Here is an 18,543-nt window from a genome sequence, read left to right as displayed (position 1 = left end):
CCTGGCGGCTTTAGCGCGGTGGTCCCACCTGACCCCATGCCGAACTCAGAAGTGAAACGCCGTAGCGCCGATGGTAGTGTGGGGTCTCCCCATGTGAGAGTAGGGAACTGCCAGGCATCAAATTTAGCGTGCTGATATGGCTCAGTTGGTAGAGCGCACCCTTGGTAAGGGTGAGGTCCCCAGTTCGACTCTGGGTATCAGCACCACTTTATACTTAGGTTAAAGTTCGGCAAGAAGTAAAAGAATTTGTCTGGCGGCTTTAGCGCGGTGGTCCCACCTGACCCCATGCCGAACTCAGAAGTGAAACGCCGTAGCGCCGATGGTAGTGTGGGGTCTCCCCATGTGAGAGTAGGGAACTGCCAGACATCAAATAAGTGAGAAGGCCATCCGAAAGGATGGCCTTTTTGCGTTATGATTCTCGTGAAAACGGTAGGCCCGGTAAGCGCAGCGTCACCGGGCAAAAAGATCTGATTAATGAATCACCTGCGACAGGAATGCGCGCGTACGTTCTGACTTCGGATGCGCAAAGAACTCATCCGGCGGCGCCTGCTCAACAATCTCCCCACGATCCATAAAGATCACCCGGTCAGCCACGGTTCGCGCGAACCCCATCTCATGCGTGACACACAGCATGGTCATGCCGGATTGTGCCAGTCCAATCATGGTATCCAGAACCTCCTTCACCATTTCCGGATCGAGGGCTGATGTCGGTTCATCAAACAGCATAATTTTCGGTTTCATACACAGTGAACGGGCGATAGCCACACGCTGCTGCTGTCCACCCGATATCTGACCGGGAAACTTATTGGCATGCTCTGCGATACGTACACGCTCCAGATAGTGCATTGCCAACGCCTCGGCTTCCTTTTTCGGCATCTTTCGTACCCAAATCGGTGCGAGCGTACAGTTCTGCAGAACGGTCAGGTGCGGAAAAAGATTAAAGTGCTGAAATACCATTCCCACTTCCTGACGCACGCGTTCGATATTGCGGATATCTTCATTCAGCTCGATACCATCAACCACGATGCGTCCTTGCTGATGCTCTTCAAGGTGGTTAATACAGCGAATGGTTGTGGATTTCCCGGAGCCGGACGGGCCGCACAGGACGATGCGCTCTCCTTGCTTGACCTTAAGATTAATATCCTTCAGGACATGAAACTGTCCGTACCATTTGTTCACGTCTTCCAGCGTAATCATCGCGTCGGCGGGTGTCATAGTTATTTGGCTCATATTTTCCTCAGTGCGGTGTACGCCCGGTGTTAAAGCGCTTTTCCAGATGCTGGCTGTAGCGCGACATGCTAAAACAAAAGATCCAGTAGATTAGGGCAGCAAAGACATATCCTTCGGTGGACATACCCAGCCAGACAGGGTCAACGGTTGCCTGTTGTACGCTGCTAAAGAGATCGAACAATCCGATGATGATCACCAGGCTGGTATCCTTGAAGAGGGCAATGATCGTGTTGACCAGGCCCGGGATGACCAGCTTGAGTGCTTGTGGAAGAATCACCAGTCCCTGCGTTTTCCAGTAACCGAGAGCCAGTGATTCCGCCGCTTCGTACTGGCCTTTAGGCAACGCCTGCAGACCACCGCGCACAACTTCAGCGACATAGGCGGACTGGAAGAGAATCACCCCGACCAGGGCACGAATTAGTTTGTCGATCGTTGTCCCTTCTGCCATAAACAGCGGCAGCATGACTGACGACATAAAGAGAACGGTAATAAGCGGCACGCCGCGCCAGAACTCAATGAAGATAACGGAGAGCACGCGAACGATCGGCATTTTTGAACGCCGTCCGAGGGCAAGTAAAATCCCCCACGGCAGAGCACCGGCTATTCCCACTGACGCGATAATCAACGTCAGCGTCAGTCCGCCCCACTGGCGTGTTTCAACGCGTTCCAGCCTCAGAAAACCGCCATACAAGAGCACCCAGACAATAATTGGATAAACCACCGCCCAGACGGCAATATAGCGTCCACGATGAGGCAGCTTTTTCCAGAACATGACTGCGACAGAGAGCAGGCCTATAACCAGCGCCAGATTAATCCGCCAGCGCTGTTCGTGGGGATACAATCCATACATGAACTGACCGAAACGTTCATGAATAAACACCCAGCAGGCACCGGCTTTTGTACAGTCAGCTCGGGTTGAACCGACCCAGTTGGCCTGTAAAAACGCCCAGTTCAGCAGGGGAGGAATCAATTCCCACATGAGCCACAGGCAGACAATCGTCAGCAGGCTGTTACTCCAGCTGGAGAACAGATTCTTTCGCGCCCAGAGAATGAAACGTCCACCTGTCGAGTTGGCAGGGCGCGAGGCGTGCGACAGTATTGCTTTTGTCATCATAGATCCTTAGCGCTCGACCAGTGCTATACGACGGTTATAGAGGTTCATCAGCAGTGAAATTACCAGGCTGATGATGAGATAGACAGACATGGTGATGGCTATGGTTTCAATGGCTTGTCCGGTCTGGTTAAGCACGGTTCCGGCGAAGAGTGAAACCATATCCGGGTAACCAATAGCGGCGGCCAGCGACGAGTTTTTGACGATGTTAAGATACTGGCTGGTCAGAGGCGGAATGATGACCCGCAACGCCTGCGGAATAATGACCTGGCGAAGCGTCACCGTATGCGGTAATCCTAATGAGCGTGCCGCTTCGTGTTGCCCGTGCGGGACGGCCTGGATCCCGGCACGAATAATCTCAGCGATAAAGGCTGAGGTATAAATCGATAGCGCCAATGTCAGGGCCGCCAGCTCAGGAATTAACACCATTCCCCCCTGGAAGTTAAAGCCTCGCAGATGGGGAACATCCCAGTGCAACGCGGCGCCAAACAGCCAGTGTGCCACTAGTGGCAGGCTAACGATCAGGATGACTGCGGTGGGCCAGGTTCTACGAAGCTGACCGGTTTTGATCTGATGCTTGCGGTTAAAACGGAATACCCCAGCGGAGAGGGCAAGCGCTATCACAATTGCGCCGATGAAAGCATACAGTCCTTCGCCCGGCTGAGGAGAAGGAATGGACAACCCACGGTTACTCAGGAAAAACAGCTCAAACGCGTCGACGGCCTGACGGGGACCAGGAAGGTTACGCAGTACGGCGAAATACCAGAAGAAGATCTGCAGCAGCGGGGGGATATTGCGGAACGTCTCGATATAAACCGTCGACAGCTTCCGCAGGAGCCAGTTTTCAGAAAGACGCGCCAGGCCAATAAAGAAGCCCAGTATCGACGCGAAGACGATACAAAGCGCCGATACCAACAGCGTATTCAGTAAACCGACCACGAATACGCGTCCGTACGTGTCACCTTCCTGGTAATCAATAAGATGCTGAACAATGCCAAAGCCCGCGCTGCGATCCAAAAACGCAAAACCGGAGGTAATGCCGCGATTGTTCAGGTTGGTGATGGTGTTGTGGATGAGATACACGGCGATGAGAACAACCGCAACAATAGCAATAATCTGGAATAGCCAGGCGCGGACCGCGGGATGAGAAAAGGATAGCGATCCTTTTACGGCTGAGCGGCGATGGGACATAAAGAAACCTCAGTAACCATGACTCTGGAGTGGGCACTGCATGAGCAGTGCCCGTTACAGCTATGACTTAACGTACTGGTGGCGCGTACTGAATACCGCCGTTGTTCCAGAGATTGTTCTGGCCGCGTTTAATCTTCAGCGGGCTTTCCGATCCCACGTTGCGTTCAAAGATCTCAGAGTAGTTGCCCACCTGTTTGATGATGTTGTAAGCCCATTTATTATCCAGCTTCAGATCTTTGCCGAAATCACCTTCTTTACCGAGCAGGTGCGCCATATCCGGGTTAGATGGATTAGCCGCTTTCTCATCCACGTTTTTCGAGTTGATGCCCATCTCTTCTGCGTTCAGCATGGCAAACAGCGTCCAGCGAACAATAGAGAACCAGTCTTCATCGCCGCGACGAACGACAGGGCCGAGAGGTTCTTTGGAGATCACTTCAGGCAGGACAATCCACTCTGCCGGATTGCTCAGCTTAATGCGTAAGGCATACAGCTGTGACTGGTCAGAGGCCAGCGTGTCGCAACGGCCGGATTCCAGCGCTTTAGCCGACTCATCCGAGCGGTCAAATGTCACTGGCGTGTATTTCATGTTATTTGCTTTGAAATAATCGGCGACATTCAGCTCGGTATCGGTGCCCGCCTGAATACAAACAGTCGCACCATCCAGCTCTTTGGCGCTTTTCAGGCCTGCTTTATTGTGGGTCAGGAAGCCGATCCCGTCATAATAGGTCACGCCCGTAAATGACATCCCCATACCCGCGTCGCGGGAGGAGGTCCAGGTGGTATTACGGGAGAGCATGTCAACCTCGCCGGACTGCAGTGCCGTAAAGCGTTCTTTTGCCGTCAGCGGGGTATATTTTACCTTGCTGTCATCGCCAAAAACGGCGGCGGCAACACCACGGCAGACATCTACATCAATACCGGTAAATTTGCCGTTCGCATCGGCATAAGAGAAGCCAGGCAAACCGTCACTGATACCACATTGAACAAAACCTTTCTTTTTAACGGCATCCAGTGTCGTTCCCGCATGGGCTTGACCGGCTACGGCAAACATCAAGCCTGCAGCGGCCAGGCTGGCTATCATCGTCTTTTTCATAATGCTTCCTGTGTGGCGAAATTTATCGTTATAGAGGCGTTTTTTAAACGCTTTACCTGTCTGTGGCTTTGGCCAACGTTTATAAAGCAAACGTAATGCCAGTTTTGCGTTCGGCAAAATAAGAGATGAGTGAACGCTTAATGCTGAGTGTAGACAGGCTTAAATAAAACGAGCGCCCTGAAACGGTGCGAAATTACAACCTGTGCCACAAATTGGAGCAAAAGTTTTGAGGCGCGCCAGAAAAAAGAAGAGATAGTTTCCAGAGTGAATATTGGCAGGATATTCAATAATATTAATGTGTGAAAATCATCACAATAGAACAGGTAATTTAAAAAAGTGTACGAAAAAGATGTGACTGGCTTCAGGCTGAAATGAAAGGTACGAATAAATACGGGGCTATTTTTTTACTTCTTTGAAAATAGTGCACTGATTAAAAGCAAAAGCGCGGCCAGAGCCGCGCTTTCTTAACTGATGTTACTTCGTCAGGGCAACAATACCCAGCGTCAAGCCCGCCACTGCGGCAGCGCCGCCAGCGATCGCACCTGCTGTTTCCCAGTTGTCCTGGGTGGTGCCTTTCATACAGGTATTGGTATGAACCAGTCGGCCCTGGTCGTCGTAAACCGGTACACATGGAGAGTCGTGCGCGCAACCAGCAAGCAGCGCAGCGAGTAGTGCAACGGAAATGAATCTTTTCATGATGTTACCTCAGTATTATTTCTCGTCCGCTATAAAGCCAGGAGGGCAATTAACGAACTGGAGGTTATTTTACCACCGGGGTAAGTCCGCGTTACACGAGGAATAATCTCAAATTATGTAGTTTGTAAAAATCGTGGAGAAAAATCGATTTCCGGACGAATTAATGGAGACATTATGAAGGGGTAAGAGAGTATTTTTACTTAATGCAAATCACTGTATTTTTAACATGGCTTTTGCTTAATGCCTAATTCATTGTTTATGTTAAAAATAAAAAAGGCACCAGAGGTGCCTTTTTAGGGAAATGTTAATCTTTATGGCGGGTAAAGCGTCGACGAACAACCACAAAGAAGACGGGCACGAAGAAAATCGCCAGAAGCGTTGCGGAAAGCATTCCCCCCATCACACCCGTACCGACGGCGTTTTGCGCACCGCTCCCGGCTCCGGTACTGATCACCAGCGGCATGACGCCAAGGATAAAGGCCAGGGAGGTCATCAGGATCGGTCGAAGGCGCATCCTTGACGCTTCAAGCGTAGCTTCAATGATGCCTTTACCTTCTTTCTCCATCAGGTCTTTAGCAAATTCGACGATCAGGATGGCGTTTTTCGCCGACAGACCAATTGTGGTCAGCAGGCCGACCTGGAAATAGACGTCATTGTTTAACCCGCGCAGCGAGGCTGCGAGAAGGGCCCCGATGACCCCCAACGGCACAACCAGCATAACGGAGAACGGAATGGACCAGCTTTCATACAGCGCTGCCAGACACAGGAACACCACGATCAGTGAAATGGCGTACAGTGCAGGCGCCTGGTTACCCGAAAGTCGCTCCTGGTAAGACATTCCCGTCCAGTCATAACCAATGCCGGAAGGCAATTTTGCCGCGAGGCTTTCCATCATAGCCATGGCCTCACCGGTACTTTTACCCGGGGCTGATTCGCCGAGGATCTCCATCGAAGGCATTCCGTTGTAGCGCTCCAGACGAGGTGAACCATAAACCCAGTGAGCGTTGCTAAAGGCTGAGAACGGCACCATTTCCCCGTTCGCGCTGCGCACATAAAGGTTGTTAATATCCCCTGGCAACATACGGAATTTCGCGTCGGCCTGTACATAGACTTTTTTCACGCGGCCATGATCGATAAAGTCATTCACATAGGTGCCCCCTAAGGCCGTCGAAATCGTCTGGTTGACGTCAGAAAGACTGACGCCCAGCGCCTGTGCTTTCTCCTGATCGACATCCAGTTTGAACTGAGGCGTATCTTCAAGACCGTTAGGACGCACGCGCACCAGCAGATCAGGGTGCTCTTTCACCATGCCGAGCAGCTGGTTACGCGCCTGCGTCAGCTGGGTATGCCCCAGGTTTGCCTGATCGATAAGTTCAAAGTCGAAGCCCGTTGCGGTACCTAACTCAATAATAGCGGGCAGGTTAAACGGGAATACAAGGCCGTCTTTAATCTGACTGAAAGCTTTTGTCGCGCGACCCACAATGGCTTCAACGCCATTTTCCGCCCCAGGACGCTCTTCCCAGGGCTTCAGGCTGATGAAGGCAATACCGGAGTTCTGACCCTGGCCGCTAAAGCTAAAGCCGTTTACGGTAAAGACGGATTCAACATTTGCTTTCTCTTTGTTCAGGTAGTAGTCCTGAACCTGGTCGAGAACCTGCTGAGTACGCGTCTGGGTTGCCCCCGCCGGGAGCTGAACCATCGTCATAAACACCCCCTGATCCTCTTCGGGGAGGAAGGAGGTCGGTAAGCGCAGGAAGAGCACCGCCATTCCACCGACAATAATGACGTACACCAACAGATAGCGTCCGGTCTTGCGCAAGATACCGCTCACGCTGTTACTGTAGTGCTCAACGCTCTTATCAAAGAGCGCATTAAACCAGCCGAAGAAACCCCCTTTTTTGTCATGATGATCCGCTGATACAGGCTTAAGCAACGTTGCACAGAGCGCTGGCGTCAGGATTAGCGCAACCAGTACTGACAATGCCATAGCGGAAACGATGGTCAGCGAGAACTGGCGATAGATCGCCCCCGTCGAGCCGCCAAAAAAGGCCATCGGGATAAAGACCGCCGAGAGCACCATGGCGATCCCCACCAGTGCCCCCTGGATCTGTCCCATCGATTTCTGCGTAGCCTCTTTCGGCGGCAGCTTGTCCTCGACCATGACGCGTTCAACGTTCTCAACGACCACGATAGCGTCATCAACCAGCAGACCTATCGCCAGCACCATGCCGAACATTGTCAGGGTATTGATGGAGAAACCGAACGCCGCCAGAACCGCGAAGGTACCCAGCAGAACGACCGGAACCGCGATAGTCGGGATGAGCGTTGCCCGCAGGTTTTGCAGGAACAAGTACATAACCAGGAAGACGAGAATAATCGCTTCAAACAGGGTCTTCACCACTTCGTGGATGGAGATTTTCACAAACGGTGTGGTGTCATAGGGGTAGACGACTTTTAGCCCCTGCGGGAAGAACGGCTGCAGTTGTGCCAGCTTGCTCTTGATGGCTGCCGCTGTATCCAGCGCATTTGCCCCTGTTGCCAGCTTAATCCCCAGGCCGGTTGCCGCCTGCCCGTTGATTTTTGTCACCATGTTGTAGTTTTCGCCACCCAGTTCAATGCGAGCCACATCCTTCAGATGCACCATCGAGCCGTCCTGGTTCACCTTGAGCGTCACGCGGCCAAACTCTTCCGGTGATTTCAGGCGGGTTTGCGCGATGATCGAGGCATTCAGCTGCTGTCCTGGGATGGATGGCGTCCCGCCCAACTGGCCTGCCGCTATCTGGTCGTTCTGCGTTTTCAGCTGGTTGATAATATCCAGCGGCGTCAGCTGGTATTTGTTCATCGCATTGCTGTCGAGCCAGATACGCATCGCATACTGGGCACCGAACAGCTGCACGTCTCCGACCCCAGACGTTCGGCTGATGGCATCTTTGACGTTCGAGGCAACATAGTCGGAGATGTCATTCTGCGTGAGGTTTTTGTTGTCTGAAACAAAACCGGCGACCAGCAGGAAGCTACTGCTGGACTTCTCAACGCCAATCCCTTGCTGCTGCACCTCTTGCGGCAGCAGCGGCATGGCGAGCTGCAGCTTGTTCTGCACCTGCACCTGGGCGATGTCCGGATCGGTTCCGGACTCGAAGGTCAGGGTGATGGTGACGTTACCCGCTGAATCGCTGGTGGAGGACATATACATCAGGTTATCGATACCGTTCATGTTCTGCTCGATAACCTGGGTCACGGTATCCTGCACTGTTTGAGCATCTGCTCCCGGGTAGGTCGCGGATATCGCCACGGCGGGAGGCGCAATGGTTGGATACTGTGCGACGGGAAGTTTGAGAATGGCCAGCCCACCAGCAATCATCAAAATGATGGCAAGTACCCAGGCGAAAACCGGTCTCTGAATAAAGAAATTAGCCATGTCGTCGTCCCTTAACTGGCTGGAGCGGTGGTGGTATCAGGCGTGGCGACGACGGTTACGCCCGGTCTGACCTTTTGTAGCCCGCTAACAATCACGCGGTCACCGTTTTTCAGCCCTTCCGTCACCAGCCAGCGGTCGCCAATCGCCTGAGGCGCAACGACGGTGCGAGACTCAACCTGATTTTTATCGTTCACCACCATCACGGTGGCATCGCCTCGCGGCGTACGAGTCACGCCTTGCTGGGGAACCAGAATCGCATCCGGCTGCGTACCTTCATCAATCCGGGCGCGAACGAACATACCCGGTAACAGCAGATGTTGAGGATTCGGGAAAATGGCGCGCAGGGTAATCGAGCCGGTACTTTGATCCACCGTGACGTCTGAGAACTGCAATGTGCCTTTCAGCGGATAGGGCTGCCCGTTCTCCATCAGTAGCTCAACGCTGCTGGCGGTATCGCCTTTTTGCAGGCTCGTCTGCTTCAGGCGCAAAAAATCATTACTGGACTGGGTGACATCGACATACATCGGATCAAGCTGCTGAACCGTTGCCAGCGCCGCTGCCTGCCCGTTGGTGACCAGCGTCCCTTCCGTTACGCTGGATTTGCCTATGCGACCATCAACGGGCGATGTCACTTTGGTATAGGCAAGGTTGATGCGCGCGCTTTCAACGCCCGCTTTGGCGGCGACGACGCTGGCGTCTGCCTGCTGGGCCGTGGCCACGGCCTGGTCATACTCCTGCTTGCTGACATACTGTGTACCGACCAGCGGGAGATAACGTTTCACCGTCAGGTGAGCAATATTGGCCGCCGCCTGGGCCTTCGCCAGCTCGCCTTTGGCGTTGTCGTAAGCCGCCTGATAGGTTGCAGGATCAATCTGGTAAAGCGAATCTCCAGCTTTTACATCGCTGCCCTCCGTGAAGTTGCGACGCAGGATAATACCGCTAACCTGCGGACGAACCTCTGCAACGCGGAACGCATCTGTTCTGCCCGGGAGTTCAGTGGTGACAGCCAGCGGTGCGCTTTTCACAATATGCACAGTGACCTGGGGAGCCTGCGGATGTTGTTGTTGGTTTTCCTGGCCATCGCATCCTGAGAGCAGCACAGCGCAGACAATGAAACCGGCTAAGGGTAAGCGTCTGAAATGATTCGTCATTACTGTTCCTTTAAATACCCGGTAACCGATATTTAGCGTGAATCGGTAGCAGGGGCAGCGGGATAAAAAAATAAAATGTAGCTGCGTATAATAATGAGGGTATTTAATGTTTTTTAATTTATAAGTGCGAATGGCAAGGTCTGAGCAGAAAAATCAGAATCAGACTCGGTTTATTTCTCTGTCTTCTTCCGGCAAGCTAATCAGTTAAATAGCGCTTAATGTGCCTCATTTATTCATGGCATGAATTTAAACTTAAATATGTATTTAGCTAAACTATAAATTAAGAAGATTGACTTTTTTTGTGCAAAACTAAAACGGGAATTGGTGAATACTTTCGTTCTCCTGACCTGTGTTACGTATAAACTTTGTGAGTAGCGAGTCGTTGTCTATGGCGCGGAAAAAGAAAGAAGAAGCTCAACAAACCCGGCAGCAGTTGATTGAGGCGGCTATCGGGCAGTTTGCGACGCGTGGCGTAGCCAACACGACGCTGACGGACATCGCGGATGCTGCAAATGTGACGCGCGGTGCAATCTATTGGCACTTCACCAGTAAAGCTGAAATATTTAATGCCATCTGGGAGCAGCAATTACCGCTTCGCGACATTATTCGCGACAGGCTTTCCCTTTCCGAAGGTGATGATCCATTGTTAATACTTCGTGAGCAATTTATTACTGCGTTGCAGTATATTGCGCGTGAGCCTCGACAATGTGCACTTTTACAAATTCTGTATCATAAATGTGAATTTAGCAGTGACATGATTTCAGAGAGAGACATCAGAAAACGGATTGGATTCAATTATGACACGCTGCGTGCCTCGCTGGAGGCCTGTATTTCACGTAACATCATTTCGCCAAAGGTAAATGTTGATCTGACCTTGATCGTATTCCACGGCTTTTTTAGCGGAATAATTAAAAACTGGTTAATGAATAACGAAAGTTTCAATCTTTATCAGCAGGCGCCCGCCCTGGTCGATAGCATTCTGGCGACACTCCCTGTCATTCGCGTATCGCCTCATGATGATGCTTACAGCCCTGCGCCAGGTAGCATCTCCCCTCGCGCACAAAGCGCCTCTATGGTTTGCGCGCTGACGGGTTTACCTAACAGATAACCCTGAAGGGTGTTGCAGCCCAACTCGGTCAAAAAGGCCTGCTGTGCTTCGGTTTCTACGCCTTCAGCCACGACTTTCAGATTGAGTGTTTTGGCGAGGGCCACAATCGCGGAGACAATGGTGGCATCCTCGCTTTCTCCGCTGAGCTCTTTCACGAACGCCCTGTCGATTTTCAATTCACAGGCGGGTAAGCGCTTGAGGTACAGCAGGCTTGAATAGCCGGTGCCAAAATCATCAATGGAGGCCTTTACGCCCGCTTCCGTCAGCTCTGTCAGCACCCGTACACTTTCATCCGGGTTGCTCATGGCCGTGGTTTCCGTCACCTCCAGGATCAACATTTCTGGTGGCACATGATGAAGTGCCAGGCAGTTGAGAACCGTGTTGACCAGCGAAGGCTGTTCAAACTGCAGCGTCGACAGGTTTACCGCCATTGACCAGCTTTGATGTCCCTGAAGATGCCATTCACGCAGCTGGCGACAGGCTTCATTAATTACCCAGTTGCCGATAGGGATAATCAGCCCCGTTTTTTCCGCCAGCGGCAGGAAAAGGTCCGGGGTCAGTAACCCCTGCTTAGGATGCTGCCAGCGCAATAACGCCTCAAATCCAAGGAGAGGGCCGGCGGGGGCGTGAAATTTTGGCTGATACAGCAGGCGGAGCTCATTGCGATCGATCGCCATCCACAGATCGTTCATTAACTGAAGGTGGGTCTGCGCCAGCGTATTCATCGAGGGCTGGAAAAAGTGGTAACCGTTCCGGCCCATATGCTTGGTATGGTACATCGCCGCATCGGCGTTAAACATGAGCTCACGTTCGGTTTTGCCGTCGTGAGGATACAGCGCGATCCCAATGCTGAGGGTGACCATTAGTTCATAGTGCTCGAGGTTGAACGGGCTATCGATCGCGCGCACCAGCGAATTCGCCAGCGATGCCGCATCGTCCGGGCCTTCCCCCTCAGCCAGCAGAACAAACTCATCACCGCCGATACGTGCCAGGGTGAACTGGCCCTTCAGGAGATGCAGCAGGCGCTCCGTTACGGCAATCAGCAGCTTGTCACCGACATCATGGCCGTAAGCGTCATTGATGGCTTTAAAGCCGTCGAGATCCATGAACATCAGGGCAAAATGGGTCCCCTCGCGATCGGCTTTGCTGATGGCCTGATCGAGTCGGTCTTCCAGCAGGATACGGTTGGGCAGCCGCGTCAGGGTATCGTGCAGGGCCAGCTGTGCGAGTTCCCGGTTAGCTTCCGCAAGGGACGAGGCCAGAAGGGCGGTACGCGCCTGAAGGCGGGCGTCCAGCATTGATACCAACAGGGTAATCCCAAGAATAGAGAGCGCGACAACGCTCACCAGCACCGCCAGCCAGCTCCCGTTAATACCCTCATGGTGAACCATTGTGGACATCGGAAACTGTGCGGCTTTCATCCCGGCGTAGTGCATCCCGGCAATGGCTATGCCCATGGTGATGGCGGCACCCGTGCGCATCAGCACGACCTGCGCGGCGTCGTGACGCAGGCGGAAGGTCAGCCATAATGCCGCGAGTGAAGCGGCAAGCGCAATGGCGACCGAAATGGCCACCCAGACCTTATCCCAGATAATCCCGGGCATCACTTCCAGCGCGGCCATGCCGGTGTAATGCATGGCAACAATACCGCTTCCCATCACCAGCGCACCGGGCAGCAGACGGCGCAAGCGTAGCCGATCGCAGCTCACGAGCCAGAGCGCGAACAGTGACGACCCGACGGCGACGACCATGGATAACGCCGTCAGGCTGGCGTTGTAGCTCATGCTCATGGAGAGATCCATCGCCAGCATGCCGATAAAATGCATGGCCCACACGCCGATGCCCATTGCAATACCGCCGCCAGCCAGCCAGACGCGGGCAGCGACACCCTCACTCCCGGCGACACGTGCCGCCATATTCAGTGCGGTATACGCGGCAAGGATGGCAACAACAAAGGAGAGGACAACAAGGATATGGTTGTATTGGCTGACCAGCATGGACGGTTCTACTCGAGTGTGGGGTTACGCTAGAGCGGTTGAGAAGGGCGAGACATTATCACCGTCGGGTAATGGCTCAAAGGGATTTAAATCCCCGTTTTTAGTGGGTAATCACGGGGAGTTTGCGCAATCAGGCGGCTAGTCGAGCTCTGAACAGTTTACGAGTTTCAGGGGATTCACGGAGTTCATATTGCGACACTTATCGGTTTCGGTGCTCATCAGTTCAATCCACTGCATCAGAAGTGCATCGAAAATCAAAACGGAGATTGCAAAGACAACCAGCCACCAGTATTTACGAATCATTGTGTCATTCCGCGAGAAGAGCGCCAGTAAAGTGGGGGAAATATACACCAAAAGCGGCGGTTTTAAAGCGGGATAAGCGAAGGTTTACAAAGCGTTGACGGAGTGAAGCAGGGAATAAAAAAGGCGCTTCCCCATGCCGAAGAGCGCCTTTTTAAACAAGCATTTAACTGACTAGTATCAGTTCATGCCGTATTTTTTCAGTTTCTTACGCAGAGTACCACGGTTGATACCCATCATCAGCGCAGCGCGGGTTTGGTTACCGCGGGTGTATTGCATCACCATGTCCAACAGTGGCTGTTCAACTTCAGCCAGTACCAGCTCATACAGGTCATTAACATCCTGACCGTTCAGTTGAGCAAAATAGTTCTTCAGTGCCTGTTTAACCGAGTCACGCAGGGGCTTTTGAGTTACCTGATCCTGAGAGTTAACGGTAGAAACGGTCAGTACGTCAGAATTTACGCGTTGTTCGAACATAGTTCTGTCAGCTCTTTATTTCATTACGCAAGATTTTCGAAGTATGCCTCCAACGCCTCCAGCTGTTCGCTGGCATCCTCAATGGCGTTGAATGTGCGCCGAAACTGGTCATCTGGAGCGTGCTCCTGGAGATACCAGGAAACGTGTTTACGCGCAATTCGGTACCCTTTCGCCTGACCGTAGTGGTCATGCAGTTCCCGAACATGCGAACAAAGCAAGCGCTTAACCTCTGCCAGAGGCAGGGGAGCAAGCAGCTCTCCAGTGTCCAGATAATGCTGGATTTCCCGAAAGATCCAGGGTCTTCCCTGAGCGGCACGTCCTATCATCAGAGCATCAGCTCCCGTATAGTCGAGCACCGCTCTGGCTTTAAGCGGGTCAGTTATGTCGCCATTCGCGATAATCGGAATGGAAACTTTCTGCTTAACTGCCCGAATGCTGTCGTATTCAGCTTCACCGTTGAACAAACAGGCGCGCGTGCGTCCATGAATGGTCAGGGCCTGAATGCCACAGTCTTCGGCCAGTTGGGCAATCTCTACACAGTTACGGTGTTCCGGCGACCAACCCGTGCGAATCTTTAACGTAACAGGAACGTCCACTGCGCTGACAACCGCCGTCAGGATAGCTTTCACCTGGTCGGGGTATTGCAGAAGGGCTGAACCTGCAAGCTTGCGATTCACTTTTTTGGCCGGGCACCCCATATTGATATCAATAATCTGGGCACCACTTTCCACGTTGATACGCGCGGCATCTGCCATCTCTTCAGGCACGCTTCCGGCAATTTGCACGGTGCGAATACCGGGTTCATCAATGTGCACCATCCGAAGGCGGGATTTATCGCTTTCCCAAACCTGCGGGTTAGACGACATCATCTCGGATACGGTTAAACCGGCTCCCATCTCATAGCACAGCGTCCTGAACGGCCGGTCGGTAATACCTGCCATAGGGGCTGCGATCAGGCGATTTCTAAGCTGGTGGTGTCCGATGCGCATGAGTTAAGAAATGACCATACTGTGACTGCAAGGCGGCGTATATTACGCATTTTTTGCACGAGATGAAAGGCCAAACTTTGAACAATCCACTGTTGTAGATCAAGGAATCGCCGCGCAATCTTTCCGTTAAGAATTATTCACTATTTAAATCATTGTGTTAGGCAGGAATGGCTATTTTATGAGCGATTACAATTTCCCGTAACTTCTCATCATTTCTGAATAAATGGCTTACCTGAGCGGGATAATCTGCTGTTTTTAGCAGCAGATTTTCCCTCTTCTTTGCGATCTACGTCGCATTTTAGAACATGATCTTAAGCCTCAGAATGGGCGTTATTCGACCACAACGCGCCCATGCAGAGACTGTACCGGGCGGTTATTATCGTGATGCATGGTATGGGTAAATTTCTCAAGCTGTTCTGCTGAGACGGTTAACGGCTGTTTGAGCACGATCCAGGTGACCCCTTCAGAACACGGTGGCGTGGTCAGAGATCCGCTAAAGCGCCAGTAGGTTTTCACCTTCGGCAGCAGCTTGTTCAGGTTGAGATCCTTCTCAATGGAGACGTTCTGTTCAGCCTGCTGCGGCATCACGCTCCACAGCTTATCCAGCTCCGGATTCGCAGCCCCTTTATCAAACATGACGGCTACCACGGTCAGCTCACCCGCGCTGTTTTTATGTACCAGATGCATCTCCATCGCGTACTTCTTGCCGTGCACGGTGTTTTCGCTTGGTGCATGGAAGTGGAACTGCTGGAGCGTCCAGGTTTGCTTGTCCAGAGTGATGGTGTCACGGGTGTCAGCCTGTTCGCTAGCCTGAATGGTATGGCCATTATTGGTCAGCGTTACAGGACCATCAATGTAGTGTGTTTGCAGCGGGGAGAGATGGGCGTTAGCGGTCGAATCAATATTTATCGGAGACTGGTTCATCCCGCTCTGGCAGGTCTTGTAGGCCTCGTCCAGTTCACCCCAGTGTTCCGGTGAACCTTCCCCTTCATAGCCCCAGTGTGATGCGAATGCTGAAGCCGAAACCATGCTCAGCGCAAACAGCGCTGCCTTGCCTGTAATGTGTTTCATCATATTCTTCCGGTGAATTTTTTAATACAAATCAACATGATTTGTGTGGTTATTTTACCGAAGAATGGCAGAGGGAGAGAGGATTATCAGTGGGAGAGAGGCGTGGTCAGAGGACCACGCCAAATGCTTATTTTTTACGACCGGTAATACGGCACCACTCTTCTTTCTCCACCACCGGGTCGAGAGCGAAAAGATCGGCGTAGGCTTCACACACGCTGTCTGCCTGGCTTGCCAGGATACCCGAAAGTCCCAGCAGACCGCCCTCAACGGGCAGCACGCTGATTAACGGAGCCAGCTCGCGCAGTGGGCCCGCCAGAATGTTTGCAACCACCACATCGGCTTTCATGGCTTCTGGCTGTGCATCCGGCAGATACAGCTCCAGTCGATCGGAAACGCCGTTGCGCTCGGCGTTGTCGCGACTGGCCTGAATCGCCTGCGGATCGATATCGATCCCGATAGCTTTTGCCGCGCCCAGTTTCAGGGCGGCAATCGCAAGGATCCCGGATCCACAGCCGAAGTCGATCACCGTCTTACCATCCAGATCGAGACCATCCAGCCACTGCAGGCACAGGGAGGTCGTTGGATGGGTGCCGGTACCAAACGCCAGACCCGGATCGAGCATGACGTTAACCGCGTTTTCATCAGGAACCTCGCGCCAGCTTGGGCAGATCCACAGACGCTTGCCGAACTGCATCGGATGGAAGTTATCCATCCATTCGCGTTCCCAGTCTTTGTCTTCCAGCTGTTCGATTTTGTGCGCAAAGCCCGCGCCCAGCAGAGGGTGGTTTTCCAGAATCGCGACGACCTCTTTCATGTCGGTTTCAGCATCGAACAGGCCAATCACGTCGGTATCGCCCCACAGGCGGGTTTCGCCCGGCAGCGGTTCAAAGACCGGCGTGTCATGCGTGTCCTGGAAGGTGATAGAGACCGAGCCGGCCTCCATCAGCGCATCGCTCAGCTCTTCGGCGTTCGCGCCGGTTGTATTCAGTTTTAGTTGGATCCACGGCATGGCAAAACTCTTTATTTATCAGTAGAAATCATAGCGGGCTGTGGGACGGGCTGACCGAAACGGTTCCCAACCACAAACGCCAGTAAACTTAGCAGTAACGAAGGCACAATCGGATGGAAGCCCAGGTACTGAATCTTAAACGTTGCGAGGACGGCGTACAGCACGCCGCCAACAATCATCGCGCTCAGCGCACCGGCAGCATTTGCGCGTTCCCAGTAGAGCCCTAACACCAGCGGCCACAGGAATACCGCCTCAAGCCCACCAAATGCCAGCAGGTTCAGCCAGATGATCATCTCCGGCGGGCGCCATGCGGCTAACAGCAGCAACGCGCCTAGCACCAGCGTAATCACCGCTGACATATGCTTCAGGCGACGTTCATTTTCAACCTGTTCAGGGCGCAGGTTCAGATAGAGATCTTTAATGATCGTAGCGGAACTTTGTAGTAACTGAGCGTTGATGGTCGACATAATGGCGGCCATTGGCGCGGCGAGGAAAATCCCGGCGGCAAAGGGGGGCAGCACTTTGACCATCAGCGTCGGGATCACCAGATCCGGCACGGTAAGATCGGGGATTACCGCGCGCCCTAATGCCCCCGCCAGATGCATACCAAACATCAGGACAGCGACCACAATCGTCCCGATGATGATGCCCTTGTGAACGGCTTTGCTGTCTTTATAGGAGATACAGCGCACGGCGGTATGCGGCAGACCAATTACTCCGAAGCAGACTAACACCCAGAATGAGGTCATAAAGGTCGGAGAGAGGATATCATCTGCGCCCTGCGGCGAGACCAGTTTCGGGTCAATCGCTTCCAGGGTTTCCACCGCGTGAGTGAGTCCACCCGCCGCATGAACAATCCCCACCAGCAGAACGATCGTACCGATGAGCATCACCATTCCCTGCAGCGTATCGTTCAGCACGCTGGCGCGGAATCCGCCAAACGCAGTATAGAGCGCGATGCTTACCCCGAAGATGATGAGGCCTGTCTCGTAAGGGATGCCGGCCGCCGTTTCCAGCAGACGCGCACCGCCGATAAACTGTACGGTCATCGCTCCGATAAAGGCCACCAGCAGGCTCAGGCTCGCCAGCCACACCAGCAAGCGGCTCTGGTAACGGGCAAAGAGCATATCGTTGAGCGTCACGGCATTGTAACGGCGCGCCAGAATGGCAAATTTTTTACCCAGTATGCCCAGCGAGAGCCAGACGGCAGGCAGCTGGATCATCGCCAGCAAAACCCAGCCTAACCCGTATTTGTAGGCCGCACCGGGGCCGCCAATAAACGAGCTGGCGCTGATATAGGTCGCGGTCAGCGTCATTGCCAGCACAACGCCGCCCATCGAACGGCTGCCGAGAAAATACTCGTTCAGAAAGGCACCGGTCGTTCTTTTGCGCATGGCGTAAATGGACAATCCAAATACGACCAGCAGGTAAGCGACAAGCGGCAGAATGACTTCAAGCTGCATCATCGTCCTCCAGCGGAATATCCCGGTAGATAAATTTCACCATTGCCCAGCACAGCAGGATAAACACCAGCGGAACCAGCAGGCAGGCCAATTCGAACCAGTGCGGCAGGCCGGTGATGCCAATAGCAGAGTCTGGTAAGTAAGCGGTTACTAACCATGCAGCAAGATAGAGAAGGGTCAGCCACAGCGCCCAGCGCGCTTCTTTATGGGCCTGAACAAAACGTTTGTCCATTTTTTGT

Annotated in this window: 16 protein-coding genes, 1 tRNA gene and 2 rRNA genes; 4 read left to right on the top strand and 15 right to left on the bottom strand. The window is 53.0% G+C overall.

All coding sequences use genetic code 11. The features are described from left to right. The 3 genes from rrf (ACHH0Z_RS14705) to rrf (ACHH0Z_RS14695) all read left to right on the top strand — a co-directional run bounded on the left by rrf (ACHH0Z_RS14705) (position 1) and on the right by rrf (ACHH0Z_RS14695) (position 365). Positions 1-116 (top strand): 5S ribosomal RNA (rrf, locus tag ACHH0Z_RS14705). 14 nt (positions 117-130) lie between these two features. Further along, positions 131-206, top strand: a tRNA-Thr gene (locus ACHH0Z_RS14700). 43 nt (positions 207-249) lie between these two features. Beyond that, positions 250-365: ribosomal RNA gene (gene rrf, locus ACHH0Z_RS14695) — 5S ribosomal RNA — on the top strand. Between the two features lie 106 nt (positions 366-471). On the opposite strand, the gene ACHH0Z_RS14690 is transcribed toward rrf (ACHH0Z_RS14695), so the two are convergent. From ACHH0Z_RS14690 to ACHH0Z_RS14660, 7 genes are all read right to left on the bottom strand, one after another. Beyond that, a complete protein-coding gene (locus ACHH0Z_RS14690) occupies positions 472-1,230 on the bottom strand; it encodes an amino acid ABC transporter ATP-binding protein (RefSeq protein ID WP_008502871.1) in 759 nt (252 codons plus the stop codon). Positions 1,231-1,237: 7 nt separating this feature from the next. Next, complete coding sequence (locus ACHH0Z_RS14685) at positions 1,238-2,341, bottom strand: amino acid ABC transporter permease (RefSeq protein WP_045409590.1); 1,104 nt, start codon at positions 2,339-2,341, stop codon at positions 1,238-1,240. 9 nt (positions 2,342-2,350) lie between these two features. Continuing rightward, a complete protein-coding gene (locus ACHH0Z_RS14680) occupies positions 2,351-3,532 on the bottom strand; it encodes an amino acid ABC transporter permease (RefSeq protein WP_008502869.1) in 1,182 nt (393 codons plus the stop codon). Between the two features lie 67 nt (positions 3,533-3,599). Then, on the bottom strand, positions 3,600-4,625 hold the full coding sequence (locus ACHH0Z_RS14675) for an amino acid ABC transporter substrate-binding protein (RefSeq protein WP_008502868.1): 1,026 nt from the start codon (positions 4,623-4,625) through the stop codon (positions 3,600-3,602). Positions 4,626-5,099: 474 nt separating this feature from the next. Beyond that, positions 5,100-5,321, bottom strand: coding sequence for a lipoprotein (locus ACHH0Z_RS14670; protein ID WP_008502867.1), 222 nt, complete (start codon positions 5,319-5,321; stop codon positions 5,100-5,102). A gap of 304 nt (positions 5,322-5,625) precedes the next feature. Beyond that, on the bottom strand, positions 5,626-8,739 hold the full coding sequence (locus ACHH0Z_RS14665; protein ID WP_045409588.1) for an efflux RND transporter permease subunit: 3,114 nt from the start codon (positions 8,737-8,739) through the stop codon (positions 5,626-5,628). Between the two features lie 11 nt (positions 8,740-8,750). Next, positions 8,751-9,890 carry an efflux RND transporter periplasmic adaptor subunit gene (locus tag ACHH0Z_RS14660; protein WP_045409586.1) on the bottom strand — a complete coding sequence of 380 codons (1,140 nt, stop codon included), beginning with the start codon at positions 9,888-9,890 and terminating at the stop codon, positions 8,751-8,753. Positions 9,891-10,278: 388 nt separating this feature from the next. Here ACHH0Z_RS14660 and envR point away from each other — a divergent pair, with 388 nt between their 5' ends. Next, complete coding sequence (gene envR / locus ACHH0Z_RS14655) at positions 10,279-10,998, top strand: acrEF/envCD operon transcriptional regulator (protein ID WP_008502864.1); 720 nt, start codon at positions 10,279-10,281, stop codon at positions 10,996-10,998. Here the strand turns inward: envR and ACHH0Z_RS14650 are convergent. The 8 genes from ACHH0Z_RS14650 to ACHH0Z_RS14615 form a co-directional block, all read right to left on the bottom strand. After that, positions 10,914-12,995, bottom strand: a complete 2,082-nt coding sequence (locus tag ACHH0Z_RS14650; protein ID WP_045409583.1) for a bifunctional diguanylate cyclase/phosphodiesterase — start codon at positions 12,993-12,995, stop codon at positions 10,914-10,916. The two genes, envR and ACHH0Z_RS14650, sit on opposite strands and share 85 nt — an antisense overlap. 138 nt (positions 12,996-13,133) lie before the next feature. Then, positions 13,134-13,298, bottom strand: a complete 165-nt coding sequence (locus ACHH0Z_RS14645) for a DUF2556 family protein (protein WP_008502862.1) — start codon at positions 13,296-13,298, stop codon at positions 13,134-13,136. Between the two features lie 177 nt (positions 13,299-13,475). Further along, on the bottom strand, positions 13,476-13,772 hold the full coding sequence (gene fis, locus ACHH0Z_RS14640) for a DNA-binding transcriptional regulator Fis (protein ID WP_000462905.1): 297 nt from the start codon (positions 13,770-13,772) through the stop codon (positions 13,476-13,478). Positions 13,773-13,795: 23 nt separating this feature from the next. Then, complete coding sequence (gene dusB, locus ACHH0Z_RS14635; protein ID WP_008502861.1) at positions 13,796-14,761, bottom strand: tRNA dihydrouridine synthase DusB; 966 nt, start codon at positions 14,759-14,761, stop codon at positions 13,796-13,798. A gap of 330 nt (positions 14,762-15,091) precedes the next feature. Further along, positions 15,092-15,832 carry a carbonic anhydrase gene (locus ACHH0Z_RS14630; RefSeq protein WP_021242291.1) on the bottom strand — a complete coding sequence of 247 codons (741 nt, stop codon included), beginning with the start codon at positions 15,830-15,832 and terminating at the stop codon, positions 15,092-15,094. A 127-nt stretch (positions 15,833-15,959) separates the two neighbouring features. Next, positions 15,960-16,841, bottom strand: coding sequence for a 50S ribosomal protein L11 methyltransferase (gene prmA / locus ACHH0Z_RS14625; protein ID WP_008502859.1), 882 nt, complete (start codon positions 16,839-16,841; stop codon positions 15,960-15,962). A gap of 11 nt (positions 16,842-16,852) precedes the next feature. Continuing rightward, positions 16,853-18,304, bottom strand: coding sequence for a sodium/pantothenate symporter (panF, locus tag ACHH0Z_RS14620; RefSeq protein WP_008502858.1), 1,452 nt, complete (start codon positions 18,302-18,304; stop codon positions 16,853-16,855). Beyond that, positions 18,294-18,536: a YhdT family protein gene (locus ACHH0Z_RS14615; RefSeq protein WP_021242290.1), complete on the bottom strand. Its 243-nt coding sequence runs from the start codon at positions 18,534-18,536 to the stop codon at positions 18,294-18,296. Before ACHH0Z_RS14615 ends, panF begins: the two co-directional genes overlap by 11 nt. Positions 18,537-18,543: the final 7 nt, after the last annotated feature.

The organism is Enterobacter cloacae complex sp. 2024EL-00227, from assembly GCF_043945315.1.
Classification (GTDB): domain Bacteria; phylum Pseudomonadota; class Gammaproteobacteria; order Enterobacterales; family Enterobacteriaceae; genus Enterobacter; species Enterobacter roggenkampii.
This window is presented reverse-complemented; position numbering and strand designations above follow the sequence as displayed.